Genomic DNA, 23,380 nt, shown 5'->3' on the forward strand with positions numbered 1-23,380 from the left:
TTGTAGAGCTTAGAATTATAGCGAAGACGAAACCAGTCAGGGCATTCGCGATCGCGCCGAAGAGCACTCCATGCGCGCGCACTGAGTGAGTGACCGTTCGATGGTCCGACATTGCAGCGGAACTCGCCCCGACCATCGTCAATGTACGTTAGATCTGCGACCGGGGAAATCGATCTTTGTTTACTAAATTTCTCGAAAAAAACCCAAATCATTGCTGTATTTTCGACAGTATCTACCTAATTTTCTTCCGGTGCGCCGATCAGGCTACTAGCTTCAGATGCGGCACCCGCTTCGATAGCTATGCGTTAGAATTACAATTTAGGCTACAAGTATGCAATAATTTACTATGTCTAGATGTCAAATTGCGCTTCATTCTTGATCAAAATTGAAGCCGCATGGCGGTAATTTAGATACTCCTGCGACCTCCTACACGATGAAAATTGCAGTCAGACTTCAAAACTTCGATCGGTGCAACAACAAATCTCGGTGTATTTACGCAATCCATAGGCAGCGAGTCCTGTCTGCGTCGCAAATCGCCGCTATACAAACGATCTGAGCTGATCACGAAAGGAGTCATACAATCATACAGGCACCATCCTGCGCTACCGCCCCCTGAACACCGGGTGCTCCACCCTGTCGCCCGCCCGGATGCCGAGCTTGGCCGCCGTGCCGGCGTTGAGTTCGAGCACTGCGAGCACCGGCTCGCCCGACGAGACCGTGCGCGTCGAAAGGGGCTCGGTGTCGGCGGCGATGCGCGCGACCGTGCCGTCGGCGCGGATGAACAGCATGTCGAGGGGCAGGTAGGTGTTCTTCATCCACATGGCGACCGGGGCCACCTGCGCGAAGTCGAACAGCATGCCGCGGTCGGGCGCCATGGTGCGGCGGTACATCAGCCCCTGGGCGCGCCCGGCCTCGTCGCGCATCACCTCGACCCGGAAGGCGTGGCGGCCGGAGCGGGAGGCGATGGTCAGGGGCTCGGTCGGCCCCTCGGCCAAGGCCGGCCGGACGAGGAGGGCGAGGCCCAAGATGAAGGAGGTGAGGACGAGGACGGCGAGCGCCGCCGCGGCGCCCTGCTGCGCGATGCGAGTCGACATGCCGGGCAAGCTAGTGCGAGGCCGGCAGCGCGCCATCCGCCAGCCGCACCTCGGCGGCCATCAGGCCCTTGGAGCCGTCGCCGTAGCGCACCATCACCCGCTCGCCGGGCTTCAGCTCGGCGATGCCGTAGCGGCGCAGGGTCTCCATGTGGACGAAGATGTCCGGCGTGCCCTCGCCGCGGCTGAGGAAGCCGAAGCCGCGCAGGCGGTTGAACCACTTCACCACCGCGCTCTCCAGCGCGCTCGTCGGCACCACGGTGACGTGGGTGCGCGGCATCGGCAGCTCGGCCGGATGGATCGCGGTCGACTGGTCGAGGGAGATCACCCGGAAGGCCTGCCAGCCCCGCGCGCGCTGCACCGCCTCGACCACGATGCGGGCGCCCTCGCTCGCGCTCTGGTGGCCGTCCCGCCGCAGGCAGGTCACGTGCAGCAGCACGTCCGGCGAGCCGTCGTCCGGGACGATGAAGCCGAATCCCTTGGCGACGTCGAACCACTTGATCCGGCCGCTGATCTCGACGAGGTCGAGCGGACGCTCCGTCTCCGCGTCGGAGCCGGCCGACGTGCGACGCGCGCCGGTCTCGAACGTACTCCCCGGCAGCGGGCCGAGCGGGCCTGAACCGAATTCGTCCGACATGTTAAGCAACCCAACACCGAATCGCGCGATGCGATTCCCACGGGAGCTTAACAAAGTCATGACTCGGGGGAAGCCCGTTTCCGTGCCCGCCGCGGCCTAGTCCGCCCGGGATGCGGCGCGGATCGGAGCCACTCCCGCCCGTTCCGCATGCCTGGACGGCAATCTGCCGCCGCGCCGTGCAGCACCGGCGGCCGGAGGAGGGCACCGGCGGAGGCCCCGCGCGGTTCTGTCGCAGGGTTCGACGGATCGTCCGCGCGCCGCTATCAGCGTCGGCTCAAGCCCTTGGATCCCGACCGTGATGCCGCTGCCCGCGCGGTTGCGCCGCCTCCTCGCTCCCGCCGCGCCGGCCGGCGCGGTCCGCCTCGCGGGCCTCGACGCCGCCCGCGGCGCCGCACTCGTCGCGATGGCGCTCTACCACCTGACCTGGAACCTCGGCTTCCTGCGGCTGACGCCCGAGAACTACGCGCTGAGCCCGCTCGGCCGCGCCTGCGCGCACGCGATCGCCGCGAGTTTCCTCACGCTGGTCGGCATCGGCCTCGTGCTGGCGCAGGGCAAGGGCTTTCGGCCGCGCCCGTTCCTGGCGCGCCTCGGCCGCATCGCCGCGGCGGCCGGCGCCATCTCGCTCGCGACCCGGCTCGCCTTCCCGCAATCCTGGATCTTCTTCGGCATCCTGCACTGCATCGCGCTGTCGAGCGTGCTGGCGCTGCCGGCGCTCCGGGCGCCGCGACCGCTCGTGGTCGCGGCGGCGGCGGGGGCCTTCGCGGCGCCCGCGCTCGCGGCCTGGAGCGGGGCGGATGCCGGGTTCCTCGACGCCCCGGCCCTGCTGTTCCTCGGGCTCGGCCGCACGGTGCCGGCCACGAACGACTACGTCCCGCTCTTCCCCTGGATCGGCTTCGTGCTCGCCGGGATCGCCCTCGCGCGGCTCGGCCTGACGCGGCTCGCCCCCCCAAACCTGCACGCCCGGCCCTGGCGGCTCCTCGCGGCGGCCGGGCGGCACAGCCTCGCGATCTACCTCGTGCACCAGCCCGTCCTGTTCGGGCTGGCGGCCGGGGCCGCGGCGCTGACCGGGCCGCATCCGCGGGCCGGCGAGGGGGCCTTCCTGCGCGAGTACCGGGAGACCTGCGCGGCGGCGGGCGGCGAGGCGGACGTCTGCCGGGTCGCCGCGCGCTGCCTGCTGGTGCGCCTGCGCGAGGAAGGATTGTGGCAGGCGGCCGAGCGGGGCACGCTCACGGACGAGGCGCGCGAGCGTGCGGTCGCGGCCTCGCAGGACTGCTTCCGCCGGGCCAAGCCCGGCTGAGCGCGGCGGCCCCGAATCCGCCCGCGCCCGAGACCGCCCGCGCGGTCAGTCCTTGGCGCGCTCCACGTAGGAGCCGTCCGCCGTCATGATGACCACGCGGGTGCCGGTGGTGATGTGGGGCGGCACCAGGGTGCGCACGCCGTTCGAGAGCGTGGCGGGCTTGTAGGACGAGGAGGCGGTCTGGCCCTTCGTCACCGGCTCGGTGTCGGTGATCTCCAGCGTCACGCGCTGGGGCAGCTCGATGGAGAGCGGCACGCCGTTGTGCAGCGAGAGCATCACGGCCATGCCCTCCTGCAGGTAGGCGGCCTGGTCGCCGATCACGTCCTGGGGCACCGCCAGCTGCTCGTAGGATTCCGGGTTCATGAAGTGGAAGCCCTCGCCGTCCGAGTACAGGAAGGTGTGCTCCCGGTCCTCCACGAAGGCGCGCTCGACCTGCTCGGTGGTGCGGTAGCGCTCCGAGACCTTCACGCCGTCGGTGATGCGGCGCATGTCGAGCTGCGTCACCGGGGTGCCCTTGCCGGGATGGATATTTTCGGCGGAGAGGATCACGTAGAGGCGGCCGTCCTTGTCGACGACGTTGCCCTTTCGGAGCGAGCTGGCGATCACCTTCACGGGGTCAGATCCTGGGTGCGAGCGTTGACAGAAGCGGCCGGCGTCCCGCAAGCCGCTGCCGGCCCTGGGTGCCCGAGCGCCCGCCCTATCGCATCTGACGCGCGACCGCCAGTCGCGAGCGGTTCGAGCCCCGATCCATGTCTTCCGCGACCTCTTCCCCCGCCACGACCTCCCCTGCGACGACTTGCGCCTCGCCCTGGTGGGCGCCCCACGTCCACGCCGACCGGCGCCCCCGGCTCATCGCCCGCACCCGCATCCGGGCGGCGCTGCGGCGGTGGTTCGAGGAGCGCGGCTTCATCGAGGTGGAGACCGCCGCCCTCCAGGTCTCGCCGGGCAACGAGACCCACCTCTCGGCCTTCGCCACCCGGTGCATCGGGCCGGACGGGCGGACGATCCCGCTCTACCTGCACACCTCGCCGGAATTCGCCTGCAAGAAGCTCCTGGCGGCGGGCGAGCGCCGGCTGATGAGCCTGTCCGCCGTCTACCGCAACCGGGAGCGGGGACCGCTGCACCATCCGGAATTCACCATGGTGGAGTGGTACCGGGCGGGCGAGCCCTACGAGACCCTGATGCGCGATTGCGGGGCGCTGCTGGCGCTCGCCGCCGAGACGGCCGGTACGGACCGGCTCTCCTACCGCGGCCGGGAGGCCGATCCCTTCGCCGAGCCCGAGCGGGTCACCGTGGCGGAGGCGTTCGGGCGCTTCGCCGGGATCGACCTGCTCGCGAGCGTCGCGCCGGACGGCGCCACCGACCGCGAGGGCCTGCACGCGGCGGTGGCGGCGGCGGGGATCCGCACTGCCCCGGACGATACGTGGGCCGACCTGTTCAGCCGCGTGCTGGTCGAGCGGGTCGAGCCGGCGCTGGGGCAGGGCCGGGCCACCATCCTGTGCGAGTACCCGGTGCCCGAGGCGGCGCTCGCCCGGCCGAGCCCGGCCGACCCGCGCGTCGCCGAGCGCTTCGAGCTCTATGCCTGCGGGGTCGAACTCGCCAACGGCTTCGGGGAACTCACCGACCCGGCCGAGCAGCGGCGGCGCTTCACGGCCGAGATGGACGAGAAGGAGCGGATCTACGGCGAGCGCTACCCCCTCGACGAGGATTTCCTGAACGCCCTCGCGCAGATGCCGGAGGCGAGCGGGGTGGCGCTCGGCTTCGACCGCCTCGTGATGCTGGCGACCCACGCCCGGCGGATCGACGAGGTGATCTGGACCCCCGTCGCCGGAGGCGCGCCGTGAGCGTGCGCACCCTGCGCGATCCCGCTTCCCTGGCGCAGGCCGGGCTGGTGGCGCGCGAGCGCCTGCCCGCCCTGGAGCGGGTCGCCGCGCGCTACGCCGTGGCGGTCACGCCCGACATCGCCGAGCTGATCGAGACGCCCGGGGACGGCATCGGCCGCCAGTTCCTGCCGGATCCGGCCGAGCTCGACGCGGCGCCCGGCGAGCGCGCCGATCCGATCGGGGACGAGGCCCACGCGCCGCTGCCCGGCCTCGTGCACCGCTACCCCGACCGGGTGCTGCTCAAGCCGCTCCACGTCTGCCCGGTCTATTGCCGCTTCTGCTTCCGGCGCGAGGTGGTGGGGCCGGATGGCCTCGGCGCCTTGAGCGAGGCGGATCTCGACGCGGCGCTCGCCTACATCGCGGCGCGGCCCGAGATCTGGGAGGTGGTGCTCACGGGCGGCGACCCGATGCTGCTCTCGCCCCGCCGCCTCGCGCGGATCGCGCGGGCGCTCGGGGCGACGGCGCATGTCCGGGTGCTGCGCCTGCACACCCGCGTGCCGGTGGTCGAGCCCGCCCGGGTCGACGCGGCGCTGATCGCGGCCCTGAAGGAGTTCGGCCGGGCGGTGTTCGTGGCGCTCCACGCCAACCACCCGCGGGAATTCGCGCCCGCCGCCCAGGCGGCCGTCGCCCGGCTCGTCGATGCCGGCATCCCGCTGGTGAGCCAGTCGGTGCTGCTGCGGGGCGTCAACGACGACGCCGAGACCCTGGGCGCCCTGATGCGCGCCTTCGTGGAGAACCGGATCAAGCCCTACTACCTCCACCACGGCGACCTCGCCCCCGGCACCAGTCATTTCCGCACGACGCTGCGGGAGGGGCAGGCGCTGATGCGCACTCTGCGCGGGCGGATCTCGGGCCTGTGCCAGCCGACCTACGTCCTCGACATTCCGGGCGGGCACGGCAAGGTGCCGCTGGGGCCGGGCTACCTCGCGGCGCGGGATGGGGCGGGGGAGACCTGGACCGTGACGGATCCGGACGGGCGCCCGCACGCCTATCCGCCGGAGGAGGGAAACACCCGATGCGCAGACTCTGGGGACGGCTGAGTTCGGTCAACGTGCAGAAGGCGGTCTGGGGCCTGGAGGAGCTGGGGCTGCCCTACGAGCGGGTGGAGGCCGGCGGCGCCCACGGGCGGGTGCGCGACCCGGACTACCTCGCGCTCAATCCCAACGGCCTCGTGCCGGTCTTGGAGGAGGACGGCTTCGTGCTCTGGGAGTCGAACGCCATCCTGCGCCACCTCGCGGAGACGCACGGGGCCGGCCGCCTGTGGCCACAGGCGCCGCAGGCCCGCGCCCACGTCAACCAATGGCTCGACTGGCAGGCCACCGCCTTCACGCCGGCCATGCGCGACGCCTTCTGGCAGACGGTGCGGGTGCCCGAGGCGGAGCGCGATCCGGCCGTGATCGCCCGCTCAGTGACGGAGACCGAGGCCTGCGCGGCGATCCTCGACGCGCACCTCGCCGGCCGCGCCTATGCGGTGGGCGACCACTTCACGGCCGCCGACATCGCGCTCGGCTGCGCGGCGCATCGCTGGCTCCACCTCGCGGTGCCGCGCCGGCCGCGGCCGGCGCTGGAGGCGTGGTGCGCGCACATCTCCGCCCGCCCGGCCGCCGCCACCGTGCTGGTCACGCCGATCACCTAGAACGCGTCGCTGGGATGCACCATGGTGCTCAGCCGGTGGTGTGCGTTCTCCTCTCCCCGCAGGCGCACGGCTGTCCGGGGAAAAATCGCCGACAAGGATGGCGCGGGGAACCCCTCTCCCGTTCGGGAGAGGGGCAGGGGATCGAAGATCCCGCGTGAGGGTCCAGGTGGAGCCGCAGTGAAGCGTGGAACGTGGTGAGGGGAGCGGGACGCTTCAGGTTCAAACACTGACCGTCGTGCTGGCAGCGGCAGCGTTCCGGGTACTTGCGGCTCCCTCCCGGGACCCTCACCCCTGCCCCTCTCCCGCACGGGAGAGGGGTTCCCCGCGCCATCGATTGTCTCTGGACAGCCACGCCGCAGGCGGGGAGAGGATAAATCCGCGTCTGACCGACGCCCCTCGCAGTGCCGCGCGTCTCCCTGTCATCGGCCGGGAGTCGCTCCTTGGTTCCGGTCTCGCCGGATCGAAAGGTCCGGTGTCGAGCCGCCGAGATCGTTCGACGACCCGAGGCTCAAGACTCTCGGACCGAACGCCCGACCCCGGCGAACAGAACTGGGGAGGGGTTCGCCCGCCGGGTCTTCTGCCCCGCGCGCCGATCGGCTAAGGCGCGGGGCAGGCCCCTCGCACCCGGAATTCCGCGATGCCCCTCGACAAGACGCTGATCGACGCGCTCCAGGCGGTCACCACCGCGACCCTGACCACGGTCATGCTCAAGAAGGGCCTGCGCCGCTGCTGGATGCGCGGACCGATGCCGAAATTCGCCGCCGACCGGCGTATCGTCGGCCCGGCCTTCACCCTGCGCTTCGTGCCCGCCCGCGAGGACCTCGCGACCCCCGAATCGTGGTCGAGCCCGACCTCGACGCGGGGCGCCATCGAGGCGATGCCCGAGGGCTGCATCGCCGTCGTCGACGCCATGGGCGTCACCGATGCCGGCATCTTCGGCGACATCCTGGCCGCGCGCATGCACAAGCGCGGCGTCGCCGCCCTGGTGACCGATGGGGTGATGCGCGACGGCGAGGGCGTGGCCGGCACCGGCCTGCCGATCTGGTGCTCCGGCGTCGCGGCCCCTGCCTCGGTGGCGGGGCTCACCTTCGTGGGCTGGAACCAGCCGATCGGCTGCGGCGGCGTCGCGATCTTCCCCGACGACGTGATCGTGGCGGACGGGGACGGCGCCGTGGTGATCCCGGCCGCCATCGCCCAGGAGGTGGCGCTCGCCGCCGTGGAGCAGGAGCGGCTGGAACTCTGGATCATGCGCGAGGTCGAGAAGGGCGCGGCGCTGCCGGGCCTCTACCCGCCGAACGCCGAGACCAAGGCCCGCTACGAGGCCGAGATGGCCGCCAAGTAGGCCTCCGGAGACCGGCGCGGTGCGCGCCGGTCCGTCCCGGAGTCAGCGCGGCAGCGACAGCCGGTAGATGCCGCGGAAATCGTCCGGGTCGACCGCGCGCCCCTTGCGCAGGATGACGACCCGGCCGTCCTTCATCAGCCGCACCGCCGCGCGGCGCACCGGCTGCATCAGCGGCCCCCAGCCGTCCGGGTGCGATCCGCCGAGCGCGCGGGCCACCTCGGAGGGGCAGACGGTCTTGTCGGCGCCGCGCTCCGCGACGAGGCGCAGCAGCGTCTCGGTGATGGCCGCGTCATCGGGCCTCGCCCGGGAACTCTCCTGACTCATCGGTCTCCTGCAGGGCGCGCCGGGCGTCGGAAGCGAACTGGCGCTGCCACATCACGTACATCACGGCGGCCGTGGTGGCGAACAGCACGTAGGCGCTCACGAACCAGCCGAGATAGGCCAGGGCGAAGAAGAACGCCCGCTGGCCGCGGTTGAAGTGCCCGCCCGCCACCACGTTCATGGCGGCGGCGCGCTGCGACGCCCGGCGGATCTCCGCCGGGTCGCTGCCCCAGGGCGGCACCGCCCCGATCAGGATGGCGCCGTAGTTGAACAGCCGGTAGGCCCAGGCGAACTTGAAGAACGCGTAGACGAAGATCAGCGCCAGACCGGCGACCTTGATCTCCCAGGTCACCCGGGTGGTCTGCATGCCGAACGGCAGGGTGGAGAACAGGGTCAGGACGTCGTCGGACGAGCGCGTGAGGGTGAGCACGCTGCCGAGCGCGATGAGCGAGGTCGAGGCGAAGAAGGCGGTGCCGTTCTGAAGCGAGGCGTTGATGGTGGTGTCGACCACCCGGTTGTCGCGCACTGCCAGCTGGTCCGTCCAGGCATGGCGGTAGCGGTTCATCATCCGGTTCAGGCTGGAGCGCCCGCTCACCCGCTCGACGGCGGTGCTGTAGGCGATCCAGGCGACGAGGAAGAACGCCACCGCCGCGAAGTCGAGGAGCGAGAAATCGTTCACGCCGGGGCCGGCCTCACGGCGCACGCAGGATGTCGAAGCCGCCGCCGGCCGGGCGGGGGGCGTCCGCGACCGCGACCTCGGCGACCCGGGCGCCAGCCGGCCCGTGCCGCAGGGCGGCGAGCATCGCCTCCACCGCCTCGGGCGGACCGGACAGCAGGGCCTCGACGCTCCCGTCCGGGCAGTTGCGCACGTGGCCCGCGAGGCCGCGCCGCGCCGCCTCGTCGCGGGCCCAGGCCCGGAACCCGACGCCCTGCACCCGCCCGCGCACGATCACCCGAACGCTTCGCTGCCCGCTCGGCTCTCGGCTCGCCTCCTGGCTCACGGCATCCCGGCTCCGGCTCGTCGCGATGGGGCCGAGTGGTAGGCGCGCCCTGCCCTGGGAGCAAGGCCCATCGCCGAAGCGGAGACAGGTTCGGCGATGGGTGCCGGGACGCTGGAGCGCTCTGTGCCGAAGCGGAGGCCGCTTCGGTGCGAGAGCGCGCGGGAATACAAGACCTTAGAGCCGCATTCGATCGGGTTGCGAGCGGATGCGGCTCTAACGCAGGTGCCGCTCCACATCCATCCGGCCGTGCAGGATGCGCACCACCATCACGAGGCCAGCATCGTCTCGCCTGAAGATGATGAGGTGCGATTTGACCGTGGCCTTGAAATAGCCCAGCTTCACATCGACCGGGCGGCTGATCCGCCTGCAACATGCCAAGTCTTCGCAGGCGTCCCGGATCGCTCGGAGGTAGGATGCCGCCTGCTCTCTGCTCCACCGCTCGGCCGTGTAGTCCCAGATCTCCGCCACATCGGCCTGGGCTTGAGGCGTGAGGACGTAGCCGCTCATCGCGGCTCGGACACCGGCGCGCTCTTGCTGGCGATGAAAGCCTCGAAGTCGAAGGCGGTCGCCGGTCCGGATTCCTCACCGGCCTGGATCGCGGCCTGGAGCGCCTGCACCTTCACCTCATGCTCTTCGAGCAGACGCAGGCCCGCTCGCACCACCTCGCTCACCGACCCGTAGCGTCCCGCCTCGACCTGGCGATCGATGAAGCCGGTGAAATGGTCGCCCAGAGTGACGGATGTGTTCTTGGCCACGGCTGCCTCCTGATGCCACCATGTACCAAAAAATATTAGAATCCGCACCCGCATCCGGCCAGGGCCGGAAAAGGCCGCCCGCCGCGACCGGCCATCCGGCGCCCACCCGTCTGCTCACTCCTCATCCGTCTCCTCCGACCACGACCCTGCCGGGACGTGGAGGGAGCGGCCCGTCATGGACTCCCAGGTGCTGCGCCGCATGACGAGGTAGCCTGCCGCCTGGGCGCGGCGGATCCGCTCCATGCGGTTGGCCTCCCAGACCTCCCAGGCGCCGTCGTAATGGGCGGGCCGCAGCGTCCGGACGCGGACGGGCCGGGGCCGGACCGCGGCGGTGCGCACGGCCGGCTGGCGCACGGGGCGCGCCGCGGCCGTGATCGCCGGACGGGGCCTGGGCACGGCCCGGGCCACCGGCACCGGGCGCCGCCGCGCCGCCTCCGTGCGGACCCGCGCGGGGCGCGCCGCCACGGCCGGCGCGGACCGCCCGGGAGCATCCGCCTTCGGGGGAACCGTCTGGGGGCTCTGGGACGGGGGCTCGGGCGGCCCGGTGCGGACGGGCGGGTCGGTCCAGCCCGGCTGGGGCTGCGCCGCGGCCGGAACCGCCCACGCGGCGCCGAGCAGGAGGGCCGCCGAGACGAGCCGGCGCGTCGGGGTGAGGGGTCGCTTCGGCATCGGATCCTCCTCGCCGGAAAGACCGCCTCCGGCGTGCCGCGGCGCGAACGGGAATCGCCCCACGGTCCGGTTGTAGGAGCGGGCAATGCCGCCGTCCACGCTTCCGGTTAAGGATTCCTCAACCATCGTGCCGGGGGCGGTCTGCGCAGCCTGAGCGGGGATGCGGCGGGCGGCGGATCGGTCATGATGCGCCCGCCCGCGAGAGATGCGGGCGGACGGGAACGACCGACGATGACCCACCACGCCGCGCTCCGGCGCGCATTCCTGGCCGCGCTCGCCTGCGCGGGCGCCTGCCTGCCGGGGGAGGCGGCCGCCCAGGGCTGCGACGAGCTCTGGTACGAGCGCAACCGCATCTACAAGGAGGCCGGCTACTGCTTCCGCACGCCGCGCGGCATCCGGGCCTTCGGCAACGCGGGCTGCTCCTACGACGACGAGCGCGACGTGCCGCTCTCCGTCCGCCAGCGCGAGACCGTCGCGCAGATCCGGCGGACCGAGCGGACGATCGGCTGCGCCCCTTGAGCGCGGCGCGGCGCTTGCGCCGGCGTGGGCCGACCAAGAAGGAGGGCTCACGCCTTGCGCAAGAACGACACGCACTTGTCCGGGGATGGGGCCGATGGCCCGTTCGGGCACAGGCTGAGGCAGGCCGCCCTCGTGCTGACGCTCGCCGTCGGCGTCCCCCTCGTGGTCGCGTGGTTCGGCCTCGTGGGGTGGGGCGTGGTGTGGCTCGCCATCAACGTGCTGTAGGCGCCCCGTCACCGGTCCGTCACGCGCGCGTGCTGAACCGGGCCGCGAGGAGAACGCCCCGTTGAGCGACCGCACGCGCTACGCGCTCTACTACACGCCCGCACCCGGCACGCCGCTCGCGCGCTTCGGCGACGGCATCCTGGGCTACGACAGCGCCACCGGCGCGGCGGTGGCGCCGCTGCCCGGCTTCGCGGAGGCCGGCGCGGTGACGGCCTCGCCCCGCCGCTACGGCTTCCACGCCACCCTCAAGGCGCCGATGCGCCTGGCCGAGGGTTTTGGCGAGGACGACCTGATCGCCGCCGCCGCGGCGCTGAGCGCGGACCACCCGCCCGTGACGGTGGGACCGCTCGCGGTGGCGACGCTCGGCGGCTTCACCGCTCTGGTGCCGGCCGAGGCGCCTCCGGATCTCGGTCTGTTCGCGGCCGAGTGCGTGGCCGCCCTCGATCCCCTGCGGGCGCCGCTCACCGCGGCGGAGCTGGCCCGCCGTGATCCCGAGCGCCTGCGCCCGCGCCAGCGGGCGCTCCTCGCGCGCTGGGGCTACCCGCACGTCTTCGAGGAATTCCGCTTCCACATGACCCTCACGGACGCGCTGCCGCAGCCCGAGCGCGAACCCTGGCGCGCCCGGCTCCAGGCCGCCTACGGGGCGGGCGAGCCGCTCGTCATCGACGCGGTGACGCTGCTGCGCCAGGACGGCGAGGCGCCCTTCCGGGTCCTGCGCCGGCTGCCCTTCGGGGCGGCGCCATGAGCGCCAAGCACCTCGGCCCCGAGCCGTTGGTCGACCCGAGCGCCCGGGTCGTGGAGAGCCGCCTCGGCCGCCACACCGAGGTGGGCGCCCGCACGCAGCTCACCGAGACGGTGCTCGGCGACTATTCCTACATCGTCAACGACGGCGAGGTGTTTGCCACCACGATCGGCCGGTTCTGCTCCATCGCCGCGATGGTGCGCCTCAACCCCGGCAACCACCCGATGCAGCGCGCCTCGCAGGCGCACTTCACCTACCGCTCGCGCCTGTACTGGCCGGAGGAGGAGGACGAGGCCGCGTTCTTCGACTGGCGCCGCCGGAGCCCGGTGACGATCGGCCACGACGTCTGGATCGGGCACGGGGCGGTGGTGCTGCCGGGCCGGCGCATCGGCACCGGGGCGGTGGTGGGCGCGGGCGCGGTGGTGACCCGCGACGTGGCCCCCTACACGATCGTGGCCGGCAACCCGGCCCGGGTGCTGCGGCGGCGCTTCGACGAGGAGACCGCCCTGCGCCTCGACGCCCTGGCGTGGTGGGACTGGGACCACGAGCGCCTGCGCGCGGCGCTGCCGGACTTCCGCTCGCTCGACGTCGCGGCCTTCCTGGACCGGCACGGCGGCTGAGGCGCGCCGGCCGCTGTCATCCGGCTGTCGTTAAACCGGCGTTTAGGTTTGCGGGCCCCGCGAACCGGACGGATGGATGCTGGTCGTCGAAAACCTCACGCGTCAGTACGGCGCGCGCCGCGCCGTGGACGGCGTGACCCTGCGCATCGAGCCCGGCAGCTTCGTCGGCGTGATCGGGCGCTCGGGCGCCGGCAAGTCGACGCTGCTGCGCATGATCAACCGCCTCGCGGACCCCACCGGGGGGCGCATCCTGTTCGGCGACACCGACGTGACGGCCCTGCGCGGGTCGGCGCTGCGGGCGTGGCGGGGCCGCTGCGCCATGATCTTCCAGCAGTTCAACCTCGTCGGCCGGCTCGACGTGATGACGAACGTGCTGATGGGGCGCCTCAACCACGTGCCGGCCCACCGCTCGCTGCTCAAGCTGTGGAGCGAGGAGGACCGGGCGCTGGCGCTCGCCGCGCTGGAAAACTTCGACATGGGCGGGTTCGCCGCCGCGCGAGCCGACCAGCTCTCGGGCGGCCAGCAGCAGCGGGTGGCGATCGCCCGCGCGCTGGTGCAGGAGCCCGAGATCATCCTGGCCGACGAGCCGGTGGCCTCGCTCGATCCGCGCAACACCCGCCTGGTGATGGACGCGCTGGCCGAGGCCAACAAGCGCTACGGGATCACGGTCCTGTGCAACCTGCACTCCCTCGACCTCGCGCGGGCCTATTGCGACCGGCTGGTCGGCCTCTCGGCCGGGCGCGTCGTCTTCGAGGGCCGCGCCTTCGACCTCACCGAGGACGTGGCGCGCGACCTCTACGGTCTGGAGGCCGGCGAGGTCATGGACGAGCCGCCCGGCCGCCCTGCGCCCGCCTGGGCGGAGACGCAGGCCGCGGTCGCCTGAGATCCGGCGGGGAGCGTCCCCGCGCCGCGCGGGGTGCGGCCCCGCGCCCATGACAGAGGATGAACCCATGCTCACCCGACGCACCCTCGCGGGCGCCGCCGCCGCGGCGTTCGCCTGCCTTGCGGCGCCCGCCTTCGCGCAGGACTGGAAGGCCAAGTATCCCGAGCTGACCCTCGGGGTGATCCCGGCCGAGAACGCCTCCGGCACCGTCGACCGCTACACCCCGCTGACCGCCTACCTCTCCAAGGAGATCGGCGTGCCGGTGAAGCTGCGGGTCGCCAACGACTACGCGGCGGTGATCGAGGGCCAGCGCGCCGGCAACATCCACATCGCCTTCTACGGCCCGGCCTCGTTCTCGCGCGCGGTGATGACCGGCGTGAAGACCGAGCCGGTGGTCAACCAGAAGCACGATAACGGCGCATCGGGCTACTACTCGGTGATCTACGTGCGGGCCGACAGCCCGTACCGGAAGGTCGACGACCTCAAGGGCAAGAACCTCGCCCTGGTCGATCCCAACTCGACCTCCGGCAACCAGGCGCCGCGCTTCTTCATGCAGAAGGCCGGCCACGACGTCGACAAGCTGTTCGGCAAGACCTTCTACGCGGGCAGCCACGAGAACGCCGTGCTGGCGCTGGTCCAGGGCACGGCGGACGCCGCCGCCAACCTGTGGAACTCCGAGAACGACACCGCGGTCACCCGCATGATCGCCAAGGGCATGCTGAAGAAGCCCGACGGCTCGCCGATGGCGCAGTCGGACTTCCGGGTGATCTTCAAGTCGGACTTCCTGCCGGAAGGCCCCTTCGCCATGCTCTCGTCCCTGCCGGACGACCTCAAGCAGGCGATCCGCACCGCGCTCGTGGCGATGCCCAAGAAGGACAAGGCCGCCTTCGACCGGCTCTCGGACGGCAAGGACCTCGACTTCACGGCCGTCACGCTGAAGGACTACCAGCCGATCATCGAGATGCTCCGCTACAACGACGAGCAGCGCAAGCGCTCCTGAGGCGGATCGCACGTGACGCTGCCCCTCGACAGGCTTCCCTCCGCGCGGGCCGACGCCCTCGCGGGGGCCTACGCGGCGAGCGTCGCGGGCGCGCGCAGGCGGGGCCTCGCCCTGCTGGCGCTCCTCGTCGTCCTCGTGGTGCTGGCCGGGTTCGCCGCGGAGGTGCGCCCGCTGACGCTCGCGGAGAACATCACCAACTTCACCGCCTACATTGCCCAGATCGTCCCGCCGCTCACCCTGGCCAACCTCGGCGGCGACCTCGCCGCCTGGTACTGGGGCCTGCCGAAATGGCTGGCGCTGCTCGGCGAGACGCTGCTGATGGCCTATCTCGGCACCCTGTTCGGGGGGCTCGCCGCCTTCGCGCTGTGCTTTGCCGCCGCCTCCAACCTCGTGCGGTCGCGCGCCATCCGGTTCGGCACCCGCCGCCTGCTCGAGGTCTGCCGCACCGTGCCGGAGGTGGTCTTCGCGCTGATCTTCGTGATCGCCTTCGGGCTCGGTCCCATGGTGGGGGTGCTGGCGCTCGCCATCCACACCGCGGGCGCCCTGGGCAAGCTTTTTTCGGAGGTGGTCGAGAACATCGACATGAAGCCCGTCGAGGGCCTGACCGCGACGGGCGCCTCCTGGGTCGAGACCGTGCGCTTCGCGGTGGTGCCGCAGGTGCTGTCGAACTTCGCCTCCTACGGGCTGCTGCGCTTCGAGATCAACGTGCGGGGGGCCGGCGTGATGGGCTTCGTCGGCGCGGGCGGGATCGGCCAGGAATTCCTCGTGGCGATCCGCAACTTCTACTATTCGGACGTGAGCGCGATCCTGCTCCTGATCGTCCTGACGGTGATCGGCATCGACCTCGCGACCGAGCGCCTGCGCCACCACCTGCTCGGCCGGGAGGCCGCCCGATGAGCCGGCCTGCCTCGCAAGACGCCGCCCCGCCGGCCTCCGCCCCGCGCCGCTCCGCCCTGCGCCAGGCGGCGCTCGCCGACCTCGCGGGCCTGCGCGCGCGCCACCCGGCGGCCTTCGCCGTGCCGCTGCGCCGCCGGCTCCTCGTCGCCGGGGTGGTGGCGGGGCTCGCCGGCCTCGCCGTCGTCGCGATGGTGCGGCTCGATTTCTCGCTCCTGCGCATCCTCACCGGGCTGCACCGGCTCGGCGAGTTCGCCGTGCTGATGCTGCCGCCCTCGCCGGAGGGCCAGGGCCTCGTCTTCCTCAAGGCGCTAGCCGAGACCCTCGGCATCGCCTTCCTGGGCACGCTGACGGCCGCGCTCATCGCCCTGCCGGTGGCGCTGCTGGCCGCTCGCAACGTGATGCCCAACCCCTTCCTGCGCTTCACGGTCAAGCGTGGCTTCGACGTGATCCGGGCGGTCGACGTGCTGATCTGGGCCCTGATCTGGATCAACGTGGTGGGGCTCGGTCCCTTCGCGGGGGCGCTCGCCATCGCCTGCTCGGATGTCGGCGCCTTCGGCAAGCTCTTCTCGGAGGCGATCGAGGCCGCCGACCGAAGGCCGCAGGAGGGCGTGACCGCCGCGGGCGGCAGCCCGCTCCACCGGGTCCGCTTCGGCCTCCTGCCCGGCGTGCTGCCGGTGCTGGCAAGCCAGGTGCTCTACTACTTCGAATCGAATACCCGCTCGGCGACGATCATCGGCATCGTCGGAGCCGGGGGCATCGGCCAGTACCTGACGGAGCTGATCCGGGTGCTGGAGATGCAGCAGGTCGCCTTCCTGGTCCTGATGATCCTCGTGACGGTCGCCGCCATCGACTGGGTCTCGGGCCGGCTGCGGCGGGCGATCATCGGGGCGCCGGCCTGAGTGGGGCCAAGGGCAGCGGGGCCAGGGGCAGCGGGGCGAAGGGCGCAGGGATCGAGAATTCGTTTGCGGCCCGGCGCCGGGTCGCTATTTTCCGCCGCGCCGCGGCCCCCCTGTCCCGCCTGCCGCGAACGAGGCTCGTCGACTTTCCCATGTCCCAGAGAGTGCGTATCTCGCTCGACGCGATGGGCGGCGACCATGGTCCGTCCACGGTCGTGCCCGGGGCGGCGATCGCCCGCGAGCGCCATCCCGAGACGACCTTCCTGATGTTCGGCGACGAGGCGCTCCTCACCCCGATGGTGGAGGCGGAGCCGCGGCTCGCGGGGGCGGTGGAGATCCGCCACACCAGCGTGGCGGTGTCGATGGACGAGAAGCCGAGCCAGGCGGTCCGCACCGGGCGCGGCAAGTCGTCGATGTGGAAGGCGATCCAGGCCGTGCGCGACGGCGAGGCGGAGGCCGCGGTCTCGGCCGGCAACACCGGCGCGCTGATGGCCATGTCGAAGATCTGCCTCAAGACCATGGCGCATATCGAGCGCCCGGCCATCGCCTGCCTGTGGCCGACGGTGCGGGGCGAGAGCGTGGTGCTCGACGTCGGCGCCACCATCGGGACGGACGCCGCCCACCTCGTCGACATGGCGCTGATGGGCGCCGCCATGGCGCGCATCGTGTTCGACCTCGACCGGCCGACCGTCGGCCTCCTCAACGTCGGCACCGAGGAGATGAAGGGCAACGAGGCGGTCAAGGAGGCGGCCAGGATGCTGCGCGAGGCCGACCTGCCGAGCCTCAGCTACCACGGCTTCGTGGAGGGCACGGACCTCGGGCGCGGCACCGTGGACGTGGTCGTCACCGAAGGCTTCACCGGCAACATCGCCCTCAAGACCGCCGAGGGAACCGCCAAGCAGATCGCCACGTATCTCAAGGGCGCGATGAGCCGGACCCTGATGGCGAAGATCGGCTACCTGTTTGCCCGCGGCGCCTTCGAGGCCCTGCGGGAGAAGATGAATCCGAGCCGGGCCAACGGCGGCGTCTTTCTCGGGCTGGAGGGCATCGTCATCAAGAGCCACGGCTCGGAGGACGCGCACGGCTTCGCGAGCGCGATCGACATCGCGCACGACATGGCCCGCCACGACCTGATGCGGACGATCCGCGACATGCTGGAGACCACCCCGGCGGTGACATCGGCCTGAGAGAGGACACCCGCCATGACCCGCCTTCGCTCGGTGGTGCGGGGCTGCGGCTCCTATCTGCCGCGGACCGTCGTCACCAACGATGAACTCGCCACCCGCGTCGACACCTCCGACGACTGGATCGTGCAGCGCACCGGCATCCGCCAGCGCCACATCGCGGAACCCGACGAGACCACCTCGGTGCTCGGCATCAGGGCCGCGCAGGCCGCGCTCGCCGACGCCGACATCGACCCGGCGAGCATCGACCTCGTGATCTGCGCCACCTCGACGCCGGACCACACCTTCCCGTCCACCGCGACCCAGATCCAGTCCGGGCTCGGCATCCGCGGCGGCGCGGCCTTCGACCTGCAGGCCGTCTGCGCGGGCTTCGTCTACGGCGTCGCCACCGCCGACAAGTTCCTGACGACGGGCGCCGCCCGGCGCGCCCTGGTGGTCGGGGCCGAGACGTTTTCGCGCCTGCTCGACTGGGAGGACCGCACCACCTGCGTGCTGTTCGGCGACGGCGCGGGCGCGCTGGTGCTGGAGGCGCAGGAGGGCGAGGGCCATGCGGGCGACCGCGGGGTGCTCACCAGCCATCTGCGCTCGGACGGGCGCTACCGCGAAAAGCTCTTCGTGGACGGCGGTCCCGGCTCCACCGGCACCACCGGCAAGCTGCGGATGGTGGGCAAGGAGGTGTTTCGCTTCGCGGTCGGTTCGGTGACCGACGTGATCGCGGACGCCTTTCGGGCCACCGGCACCACGGCCGAGGAACTCGACTGGTTCGTGCCCCATCAGGCCAACCGCCGCATCATCGAGGCCTCCGCCGACAAGCTCGGCATCGCCCGCGAGAAGGTCGTGCTGACCGTGGACCGCCACGGCAACACCTCGGCGGCCTCGATCCCGCTCGCCCTCGACGCGGCCTGCCGCGACGGCCGCATCAAGCGGGGCGACCTCGTGATGATCGAGGCGATCGGCGGCGGCTTCACCTGGGGCAGCGCGCTGATCCGCTGGTAGGCGGCACCGCTGGCAGGCGGCACCGCTGATAGGCGGCACGCAATCGAGAAACCGCACGACTCCCAGTTGACCCCGTGACCGGCGCGGATTAGCGTGCGCGATCATACACATATGACGGTTTTTGAAGAGCCGCCGGGGAGCAGCAGGATGGCAGGCAAGACGGTCACGCGGGCTGATCTGACCGAGGCCGTCTACCAGAGGGTCGGCCTCTCGCGGACCGAGTCGGCGGCCCTGGTCGAGACGGTGCTGTCCGAGATCTGCACCTGCCTGGCGGCGGGCGAGACCGTGAAGCTGTCCTCCTTCGGCTCCTTCGTGGTGCGGGGCAAGGGCAAGCGGGTGGGGCGCAACCCGAAGACCGGCGTCGAGGTGGCGATCGAGCCGCGCCGGGTCATGGTGTTCAAGCCCTCCAACGTGCTCAAGGCCCGCATCAACGGCGAGCCCGCCGAGCCCGAGGAGGGCTGAGCGCCCGGGGCGCGGTCCCCGGAACGACCGAGGCTTGAGGGTCGCGCGCATGACGACGCTCGCGGCGGCCGAAGCGGCCGGCGACAAGGCTCCGGACGCCTTCCGCACCATCAGCGAGGTGGCGGAGGATCTCGACCTGCCGCAGCACGTGCTGCGGTTCTGGGAGACCCGCTTCGCGCAGATCCGGCCGCTCAAGCGCGGAGGCAACCGGCGCTACTACCGGCGCGACGACGTCGACCTCCTGCGCGGCGTGCGCCAGCTTCTCTACGGCCAGGGCTATACGATCCGCGGCGTGCAGCGCATCCTGCGCGAGCGCGGCATGCGCTTCGTCCAGGCGGTGGGCCGCGGCGAGCAGGTCGCGCCGGCGGCCTTCCCGGAGACGGAGCCGGCGCAGCCCGCCGCGGGGGGCAAGCCGGTCCTGTCGCCCGCCGACCGGGCGGCGCTCGGACGCGCCCTGGAGATCCTGCGCGACTGCCGGGCGCAGCTCGCCGCGTGGCGGGACGGCCCGTGCGATCACGCCGCCGACGACGATACCCGCGACGACGCCATCGGCGACGAGGGTTTCGCGGCGAGAACCTCGCCGACCGAAGGGAGTTAGGCGGACATGGCCGAGTCGTCGCGCCACGCTTCCCCGACCACCGCGCTCATCGCCCGGCTGATGCGCGTCGTGCGCACCTGCCCGGAGGCGACCGCCGACGTGCTCGAACTCGTGTTGCTGGTGAGTCAGGTCGAGGCCCTGACCAACGTCGACCGCGACTACCGCGACGCCAAGCGGGTGATCGCGCGCCTGCGCCACCCGCTCTGGGACATGTCGCCCGATCAGCGCGCCACCCTGCGGCGGGCCGCCGACACCATCCGGGACGCCTGCGGGCTCGCCGAGTCCGACATTCCAGCCGACCCGATCGGGGATGCGGGCGAGCGCCAGCGCATCGAGGTGCAGCTCGGCACGGCCCTCTCGGGCGAGTTCACCCCGGCCCAGATCGCCCGGGTGACCGGCGCCGTGATGGCCGTGCTGCAATCCTCCGGCGGCAGCGGGGAGCGGTGATGTTCGGCGACTACCCGGTCGAGGGGCGCGGCTACTGGCTGTGGCTGGCCGGCATCGCGCTGCTCGGCCTGTTCAACCTCGCGGTGATGCTGACGCTGCATTAGAGCCGCGCTCGATTGCGCTACAAGAGAATCCAGCACTAAATCTCTGATTTTTCTTGTTCTTTCTGCAACGAGCAGTGGCCCTTCGTCGGAACATGCTCTAGAGCTACCTCCTCTCGCGTCGCATGAAGACGCGGCTCCAAGCTCCTGTCGTTTTGAGTTATTCCCGCCCCGAACGGGCATCCCCCTCCGGCGTAGGGCGATCCCGCCATCGTCCTCAGCATCGGCATTCGGCTTGCTGGCGGAAAATCCCGCGGAAACAAGATCCTGCGCGGACAAGCTCGAGCCGTTTCGCATCGAGCCCGGCCGCGGGCCGCCGCGGGCCCGCGCCGCCCCGCCGGGAGGCTGCCGGAAATTGCTCCAAGGTCAGCCCGGCGGGCTCGACGCCGGTCGGCGCACTCCCCACATCGGGGCGGCAGCGCTTCCTCGGAGAGACACGCTCATGATCCGCCCCCTCCTGACGCTCGCCGCCTGCGCGGTGTTCGCAGGTCCGGCCCTCGCCCAGACCACCAAGACCCGCGAGCAATCCGCCGCCTCCGGCAAGCAGGTGCGCATCCTGCTCGCGCCGAACCTCAAGAAGGACTGCTCGCTCGGGCCGCAGCCCGAGATCAAGATCACCTCGGGGCCGAAGAACGGGGCGCTGATCCAGCGCGCCGGCAAGCTCAAGACGCCCGCCACCTATCGCTGCCCGAACACCGAGGCGAACGTCCAGGCGGTCTTTTACGAGAGCAAGGCCGGCTTTACCGGCACCGACGAGGTGACGGTGGAGGTGAAGGGCGCGGACGGCCAGACCACGATCGAGACGATCAAGATCAAGGTCGGCGGTCCGGGCGGCGCCAAATCCGAGACCACCGACCTCTGAGCCCTGGCCTCCAAGCGCCCTGGCGGTGCGCCCGGAACGCCCTGGCCCGGGCCGGCGTTTCCTCCATGCCGCCGGCGCGGGCCGCCCGGACGGAGTTCGAAGATCGCCGATCGGCGTGTCCTTTCGAACACATGGGCGGGGCCCGCCACGCTTTCGCCTTGGCGGGCCACGGACTTTCCGCACGGTTGCGGCGGTGCGGGCGCAACTCCGCCCCGTTTCGGGACCACGCTGCCCCCGCCTGCGCAGTCTGCCCGTCGCCGCACTGCGACAAACATGGGGATATCGATTGCATCCGAGGCGGGACAGGATGAAGCTGGCGATGTCGTGAGGGTTCGGGATGCCAATGCCGTCAGCGAGCGACCTATTTCAGACTTTTGCCCGCAGCTACGAGGCGCGACGCGACGCGGAACTGTCGCTGACCGAGTACCTCGAAGCGTGCCGCGACGACCCCCTGATGTACGCCAGCGCCCCGGAGCGCATCCTGGAGGCGATCGGGAAGCCGGAATTCGTGGACACGGCGCGTGACTCGCGCCTCGGCCGGATCTTCATGAACCGGACCATCCGGATCTACCCGGCCTTCTCGGAATTCTACGGCATGGAGGAGACGATCGAGCGGATCGTCTCGTTCTTCCGCCATGCCGCGCAAGGGCTGGAGGAGAGGAAGCAGATCCTCTACCTGCTCGGACCGGTGGGCGGCGGCAAGTCGTCCCTGGCCGAGCGCCTCAAGGCCCTGATGGAGGTGCACCCCATCTACGTGCTCAAGGCCGGCAACGAGTTGAGCCCGGTCTTCGAGAGCCCGCTGGTGCTGTTCGACCCCGAGACGATGGGGCCGGCGATCGAGGAGCGCTACGGCGTTCCGCGCCGCCGCCTCACCGGGCTGATGAGCCCGTGGTGCCTCAAGCGGCTCGACGAGTTCGGCGGCGACATCTCGCAGTTCAAGGTGGTGAAGGTGCGGCCCTCGCGCCTGCGCCAGATCGCGGTCGCCAAGACCGAGCCGGGCGACGAGAACAACCAGGACATCTCCTCCCTCGTCGGCAAGGTCGACATCCGCAAGCTCGAGACCCTGAGCCAAGCCGACCCCGACGCCTATTCGTACTCGGGCGGCCTCAACCGGGCGAACCAGGGCATCCTCGAATTCGTCGAGATGTTCAAGGCGCCGATCAAGATGCTCCACCCCCTGCTCACCGCGACGCAGGAGGGCAACTACGTCGGCACCGAGAACATCGGGGCGATCCCGTTCTCCGGCATCATCCTGGCCCACTCGAACGAGGCCGAGTGGCAGAGCTTCAAGACCAACAAGAACAACGAAGCCTTCATCGACCGGATCTACGTCATCAAGGTGCCGTACTGCCTGCGGGTGACCGAGGAGCAGCGGATCTACGAGAAGCTGGTCTCGGGCTCCGAACTCGCCACCGCGCGCTGCGCGCCCGGCACGCTGGAGATGCTGGCCCGGTTCTCGGTGCTCTCGCGCCTGCGCGAGCACCCGAACTCCAACGTCTTCTCGAAGATGCGGGTCTACGACGGCGAGTCCCTGCGCGAGGTCGATCCCCGCGCCCGCTCGCTGCAGGAATACAAGGACTCGGCCGGCGTCGACGAGGGCATGGACGGGATCTCGACCCGCTTCGCCTTCAAGGTCATGGCCGCGACCTTCAACCACGACACCACCGAGGTCTCGGCCGACCCGGTCCACCTGATGTACGTGCTGGAGCAGTCCCTGCGCCGCGAGCAGCTTCCCCCTGAGACCGAGAAGCGCTACCTCGAATTCATCAAGGGCGAACTCGCCCCCCGCTACGCTGAGTTCATCGGCCACGAGATCCAGAAGGCCTACCTCGAATCCTACCACGATTACGGTCAGAACCTGTTCGACCGCTACATCGACTACGCCGACGCCTGGATCGAGGACCAGGACTTCAAGGATCCGGAGACCGGCCAGCTGCTCAACCGCGAACTCCTCAACCAGGAGCTCACCAAGATCGAGAAGCCGGCCGGCATCGCCAACCCGAAGGATTTCCGCAACGAGGTGGTGAAGTTCGCCCTGCGCTCGCGGGCGCAGCACGGCGGGCGCAATCCCTCCTGGACCTCCTACGAGAAAATCCGCGAGGTGATCGAGCGGCGCATGTTCTCGCAGGTGGAGGAACTCCTGCCGGTCATCTCCTTCGGCTCGAAGAAGGACAGCGAGACGGAGAAGAAGCACGGCGAGTTCGTCGAGCGCATGCGCGCCCGCGGCTACACGGAGCGGCAGGTCCGCCGCCTCGTGGAGTGGTACATGCGGGTGAAGCAGGCGGGCTGACGGGCAGGCGGTCTCGCGGGTGATGC

The 23,380-nt window shown here is 71.1% G+C and carries 29 protein-coding genes; 20 read left to right on the forward strand and 9 right to left on the reverse strand.

The window, feature by feature from the left end:
- Window positions 1–602: 602 nt before the first annotated feature.
- Window positions 603–1,094 (reverse strand): DUF192 domain-containing protein, encoded by a 492-nt coding sequence (locus ACKUB9_RS04390; protein WP_407519867.1) that lies wholly within the window; start codon window positions 1,092–1,094, stop codon window positions 603–605.
- A gap of 10 nt (window positions 1,095–1,104) precedes the next feature.
- Window positions 1,105–1,728, reverse strand: coding sequence for a cold-shock protein (locus ACKUB9_RS04395; RefSeq protein ID WP_407519868.1), 624 nt, complete (start codon window positions 1,726–1,728; stop codon window positions 1,105–1,107).
- Window positions 1,729–2,026: 298 nt separating this feature from the next.
- Between ACKUB9_RS04395 and ACKUB9_RS04400 the strand changes: the two genes are divergently transcribed.
- Complete coding sequence (locus ACKUB9_RS04400) at window positions 2,027–3,025, forward strand: heparan-alpha-glucosaminide N-acetyltransferase (RefSeq protein ID WP_407520083.1); 999 nt, start codon at window positions 2,027–2,029, stop codon at window positions 3,023–3,025.
- Between the two features lie 45 nt (window positions 3,026–3,070).
- Here the strand turns inward: ACKUB9_RS04400 and efp are convergent, their stop codons facing one another.
- Entirely contained in the window at window positions 3,071–3,637 is a 567-nt protein-coding gene (gene efp, locus ACKUB9_RS04405; protein ID WP_407519869.1) for an elongation factor P, read from the reverse strand.
- A gap of 137 nt (window positions 3,638–3,774) precedes the next feature.
- Between efp and epmA the strand changes: the two genes are divergently transcribed.
- The 4 genes from epmA (at window position 3,775) to ACKUB9_RS04425 (ending at window position 7,886) form a co-directional block, all read left to right on the forward strand.
- Entirely contained in the window at window positions 3,775–4,869 is a 1,095-nt protein-coding gene (epmA, locus tag ACKUB9_RS04410) for an EF-P lysine aminoacylase EpmA (RefSeq protein ID WP_407519870.1), read from the forward strand.
- Entirely contained in the window at window positions 4,866–5,948 is a 1,083-nt protein-coding gene (locus ACKUB9_RS04415) for a lysine-2,3-aminomutase-like protein (RefSeq protein WP_407519871.1), read from the forward strand. The genes epmA and ACKUB9_RS04415 overlap by 4 nt, the downstream gene beginning before the upstream one ends.
- Entirely contained in the window at window positions 5,924–6,544 is a 621-nt protein-coding gene (locus tag ACKUB9_RS04420; RefSeq protein ID WP_407519872.1) for a glutathione S-transferase family protein, read from the forward strand. Before ACKUB9_RS04415 ends, ACKUB9_RS04420 begins: the two co-directional genes overlap by 25 nt.
- 637 nt (window positions 6,545–7,181) lie before the next feature.
- Window positions 7,182–7,886 (forward strand): ribonuclease activity regulator RraA, encoded by a 705-nt coding sequence (locus tag ACKUB9_RS04425; protein WP_407519873.1) that lies wholly within the window; start codon window positions 7,182–7,184, stop codon window positions 7,884–7,886.
- A 42-nt stretch (window positions 7,887–7,928) separates the two neighbouring features.
- Here the strand turns inward: ACKUB9_RS04425 and ACKUB9_RS04430 are convergent, their stop codons facing one another.
- The 6 genes from ACKUB9_RS04430 to ACKUB9_RS04455 form a co-directional block, all read right to left on the reverse strand.
- On the reverse strand, window positions 7,929–8,210 hold the full coding sequence (locus ACKUB9_RS04430; protein WP_407519874.1) for a DUF3253 domain-containing protein: 282 nt from the start codon (window positions 8,208–8,210) through the stop codon (window positions 7,929–7,931).
- On the reverse strand, window positions 8,176–8,886 hold the full coding sequence (locus tag ACKUB9_RS04435) for a DUF599 domain-containing protein (RefSeq protein WP_407520084.1): 711 nt from the start codon (window positions 8,884–8,886) through the stop codon (window positions 8,176–8,178). Before ACKUB9_RS04435 ends, ACKUB9_RS04430 begins: the two co-directional genes overlap by 35 nt.
- A gap of 13 nt (window positions 8,887–8,899) precedes the next feature.
- Entirely contained in the window at window positions 8,900–9,208 is a 309-nt protein-coding gene (locus tag ACKUB9_RS04440; protein WP_407519875.1) for an acylphosphatase, read from the reverse strand.
- A gap of 213 nt (window positions 9,209–9,421) precedes the next feature.
- On the reverse strand, window positions 9,422–9,715 hold the full coding sequence (locus ACKUB9_RS04445; RefSeq protein WP_407519876.1) for a type II toxin-antitoxin system RelE/ParE family toxin: 294 nt from the start codon (window positions 9,713–9,715) through the stop codon (window positions 9,422–9,424).
- Entirely contained in the window at window positions 9,712–9,963 is a 252-nt protein-coding gene (locus tag ACKUB9_RS04450; protein WP_407519877.1) for a type II toxin-antitoxin system ParD family antitoxin, read from the reverse strand. Before ACKUB9_RS04450 ends, ACKUB9_RS04445 begins: the two co-directional genes overlap by 4 nt.
- 114 nt (window positions 9,964–10,077) lie before the next feature.
- The gene (locus tag ACKUB9_RS04455; protein ID WP_407519878.1) at window positions 10,078–10,632 is read right to left on the reverse strand and encodes a hypothetical protein; all 555 of its coding nucleotides are present in this window, start codon (window positions 10,630–10,632) and stop codon (window positions 10,078–10,080) included.
- Between the two features lie 231 nt (window positions 10,633–10,863).
- Here ACKUB9_RS04455 and ACKUB9_RS04460 point away from each other — a divergent pair, with 231 nt between their 5' ends.
- The 15 genes from ACKUB9_RS04460 (at window position 10,864) to ACKUB9_RS04530 (ending at window position 23,354) form a co-directional block, all read left to right on the forward strand.
- Entirely contained in the window at window positions 10,864–11,151 is a 288-nt protein-coding gene (locus ACKUB9_RS04460; protein WP_407519879.1) for a YARHG domain-containing protein, read from the forward strand.
- A 54-nt stretch (window positions 11,152–11,205) separates the two neighbouring features.
- On the forward strand, window positions 11,206–11,376 hold the full coding sequence (locus ACKUB9_RS04465) for a hypothetical protein (RefSeq protein ID WP_407519880.1): 171 nt from the start codon (window positions 11,206–11,208) through the stop codon (window positions 11,374–11,376).
- A gap of 61 nt (window positions 11,377–11,437) precedes the next feature.
- Window positions 11,438–12,121: a DUF1045 domain-containing protein gene (locus ACKUB9_RS04470; RefSeq protein ID WP_407519881.1), complete on the forward strand. Its 684-nt coding sequence runs from the start codon at window positions 11,438–11,440 to the stop codon at window positions 12,119–12,121.
- Entirely contained in the window at window positions 12,118–12,738 is a 621-nt protein-coding gene (locus tag ACKUB9_RS04475) for a DapH/DapD/GlmU-related protein (RefSeq protein ID WP_407519882.1), read from the forward strand. Before ACKUB9_RS04470 ends, ACKUB9_RS04475 begins: the two co-directional genes overlap by 4 nt.
- 76 nt (window positions 12,739–12,814) lie before the next feature.
- Window positions 12,815–13,621, forward strand: a complete 807-nt coding sequence (gene phnC, locus ACKUB9_RS04480; protein ID WP_407519883.1) for a phosphonate ABC transporter ATP-binding protein — start codon at window positions 12,815–12,817, stop codon at window positions 13,619–13,621.
- A 67-nt stretch (window positions 13,622–13,688) separates the two neighbouring features.
- A complete protein-coding gene (phnD, locus tag ACKUB9_RS04485) occupies window positions 13,689–14,621 on the forward strand; it encodes a phosphonate ABC transporter substrate-binding protein (RefSeq protein WP_407519884.1) in 933 nt (310 codons plus the stop codon).
- Window positions 14,622–14,633: 12 nt separating this feature from the next.
- The gene (phnE, locus tag ACKUB9_RS04490) at window positions 14,634–15,518 is read left to right on the forward strand and encodes a phosphonate ABC transporter, permease protein PhnE (RefSeq protein WP_407519885.1); all 885 of its coding nucleotides are present in this window, start codon (window positions 14,634–14,636) and stop codon (window positions 15,516–15,518) included.
- Window positions 15,515–16,417, forward strand: coding sequence for a phosphonate ABC transporter, permease protein PhnE (gene phnE / locus ACKUB9_RS04495; protein ID WP_407519886.1), 903 nt, complete (start codon window positions 15,515–15,517; stop codon window positions 16,415–16,417). The genes phnE (ACKUB9_RS04490) and phnE (ACKUB9_RS04495) overlap by 4 nt, the downstream gene beginning before the upstream one ends.
- Window positions 16,418–16,566: 149 nt before the next feature.
- The gene (plsX, locus tag ACKUB9_RS04500; RefSeq protein ID WP_407519887.1) at window positions 16,567–17,601 is read left to right on the forward strand and encodes a phosphate acyltransferase PlsX; all 1,035 of its coding nucleotides are present in this window, start codon (window positions 16,567–16,569) and stop codon (window positions 17,599–17,601) included.
- A 15-nt stretch (window positions 17,602–17,616) separates the two neighbouring features.
- Window positions 17,617–18,594 (forward strand): beta-ketoacyl-ACP synthase III, encoded by a 978-nt coding sequence (locus ACKUB9_RS04505; protein WP_407519888.1) that lies wholly within the window; start codon window positions 17,617–17,619, stop codon window positions 18,592–18,594.
- A 147-nt stretch (window positions 18,595–18,741) separates the two neighbouring features.
- Entirely contained in the window at window positions 18,742–19,056 is a 315-nt protein-coding gene (locus ACKUB9_RS04510) for an integration host factor subunit alpha (protein ID WP_407519889.1), read from the forward strand.
- Between the two features lie 49 nt (window positions 19,057–19,105).
- Entirely contained in the window at window positions 19,106–19,654 is a 549-nt protein-coding gene (locus ACKUB9_RS04515; RefSeq protein ID WP_407519890.1) for a MerR family transcriptional regulator, read from the forward strand.
- A gap of 6 nt (window positions 19,655–19,660) precedes the next feature.
- Window positions 19,661–20,101, forward strand: coding sequence for a hypothetical protein (locus ACKUB9_RS04520; protein ID WP_407519891.1), 441 nt, complete (start codon window positions 19,661–19,663; stop codon window positions 20,099–20,101).
- A 543-nt stretch (window positions 20,102–20,644) separates the two neighbouring features.
- On the forward strand, window positions 20,645–21,064 hold the full coding sequence (locus ACKUB9_RS04525; RefSeq protein ID WP_407519892.1) for a 4-aminobutyrate aminotransferase: 420 nt from the start codon (window positions 20,645–20,647) through the stop codon (window positions 21,062–21,064).
- A 337-nt stretch (window positions 21,065–21,401) separates the two neighbouring features.
- The gene (locus ACKUB9_RS04530) at window positions 21,402–23,354 is read left to right on the forward strand and encodes a PrkA family serine protein kinase (protein ID WP_407519893.1); all 1,953 of its coding nucleotides are present in this window, start codon (window positions 21,402–21,404) and stop codon (window positions 23,352–23,354) included.
- Window positions 23,355–23,380 lie beyond the last annotated feature (26 nt).

Origin of the sequence: Methylobacterium oryzisoli, from assembly GCF_046557895.1 — a bacterium.
GTDB lineage: Bacteria > Pseudomonadota > Alphaproteobacteria > Rhizobiales > Beijerinckiaceae > Methylobacterium > Methylobacterium oryzisoli.

Excerpts from the sequence above, each read along its gene's own strand:
- ACKUB9_RS04510 (WP_407519889.1), top strand. The coding sequence starts at position 18,742 with ATGGCAGGCAAGACGGTCACGCGGGCTGATCTGACCGAGGCCGTCTAC.
- ACKUB9_RS04530 (WP_407519893.1), top strand. The coding sequence starts at position 21,402 with ATGCCAATGCCGTCAGCGAGCGACCTATTTCAGACTTTTGCCCGCAGC.
- ACKUB9_RS04445 (WP_407519876.1), bottom strand. The coding sequence starts at position 9,715 with ATGAGCGGCTACGTCCTCACGCCTCAAGCCCAGGCCGATGTGGCGGAG.
- ACKUB9_RS04420 (WP_407519872.1), top strand. The coding sequence starts at position 5,924 with ATGCGCAGACTCTGGGGACGGCTGAGTTCGGTCAACGTGCAGAAGGCG.
- ACKUB9_RS04430 (WP_407519874.1), bottom strand. The coding sequence starts at position 8,210 with ATGAGTCAGGAGAGTTCCCGGGCGAGGCCCGATGACGCGGCCATCACC.
- ACKUB9_RS04400 (WP_407520083.1), top strand. The coding sequence starts at position 2,027 with ATGCCGCTGCCCGCGCGGTTGCGCCGCCTCCTCGCTCCCGCCGCGCCG.
- epmA (WP_407519870.1), top strand. The coding sequence starts at position 3,775 with ATGTCTTCCGCGACCTCTTCCCCCGCCACGACCTCCCCTGCGACGACT.
- phnE (WP_407519886.1), top strand. The coding sequence starts at position 15,515 with ATGAGCCGGCCTGCCTCGCAAGACGCCGCCCCGCCGGCCTCCGCCCCG.
- ACKUB9_RS04520 (WP_407519891.1), top strand. The coding sequence starts at position 19,661 with ATGGCCGAGTCGTCGCGCCACGCTTCCCCGACCACCGCGCTCATCGCC.
- ACKUB9_RS04455 (WP_407519878.1), bottom strand. The coding sequence starts at position 10,632 with ATGCCGAAGCGACCCCTCACCCCGACGCGCCGGCTCGTCTCGGCGGCC.
- ACKUB9_RS04515 (WP_407519890.1), top strand. The coding sequence starts at position 19,106 with ATGACGACGCTCGCGGCGGCCGAAGCGGCCGGCGACAAGGCTCCGGAC.
- ACKUB9_RS04425 (WP_407519873.1), top strand. The coding sequence starts at position 7,182 with ATGCCCCTCGACAAGACGCTGATCGACGCGCTCCAGGCGGTCACCACC.
- phnD (WP_407519884.1), top strand. The coding sequence starts at position 13,689 with ATGCTCACCCGACGCACCCTCGCGGGCGCCGCCGCCGCGGCGTTCGCC.
- ACKUB9_RS04525 (WP_407519892.1), top strand. The coding sequence starts at position 20,645 with ATGATCCGCCCCCTCCTGACGCTCGCCGCCTGCGCGGTGTTCGCAGGT.
- ACKUB9_RS04460 (WP_407519879.1), top strand. The coding sequence starts at position 10,864 with ATGACCCACCACGCCGCGCTCCGGCGCGCATTCCTGGCCGCGCTCGCC.
- ACKUB9_RS04475 (WP_407519882.1), top strand. The coding sequence starts at position 12,118 with ATGAGCGCCAAGCACCTCGGCCCCGAGCCGTTGGTCGACCCGAGCGCC.
- plsX (WP_407519887.1), top strand. The coding sequence starts at position 16,567 with ATGTCCCAGAGAGTGCGTATCTCGCTCGACGCGATGGGCGGCGACCAT.
- phnC (WP_407519883.1), top strand. The coding sequence starts at position 12,815 with ATGCTGGTCGTCGAAAACCTCACGCGTCAGTACGGCGCGCGCCGCGCC.
- ACKUB9_RS04395 (WP_407519868.1), bottom strand. The coding sequence starts at position 1,728 with ATGTCGGACGAATTCGGTTCAGGCCCGCTCGGCCCGCTGCCGGGGAGT.
- ACKUB9_RS04505 (WP_407519888.1), top strand. The coding sequence starts at position 17,617 with ATGACCCGCCTTCGCTCGGTGGTGCGGGGCTGCGGCTCCTATCTGCCG.
- ACKUB9_RS04390 (WP_407519867.1), bottom strand. The coding sequence starts at position 1,094 with ATGTCGACTCGCATCGCGCAGCAGGGCGCCGCGGCGGCGCTCGCCGTC.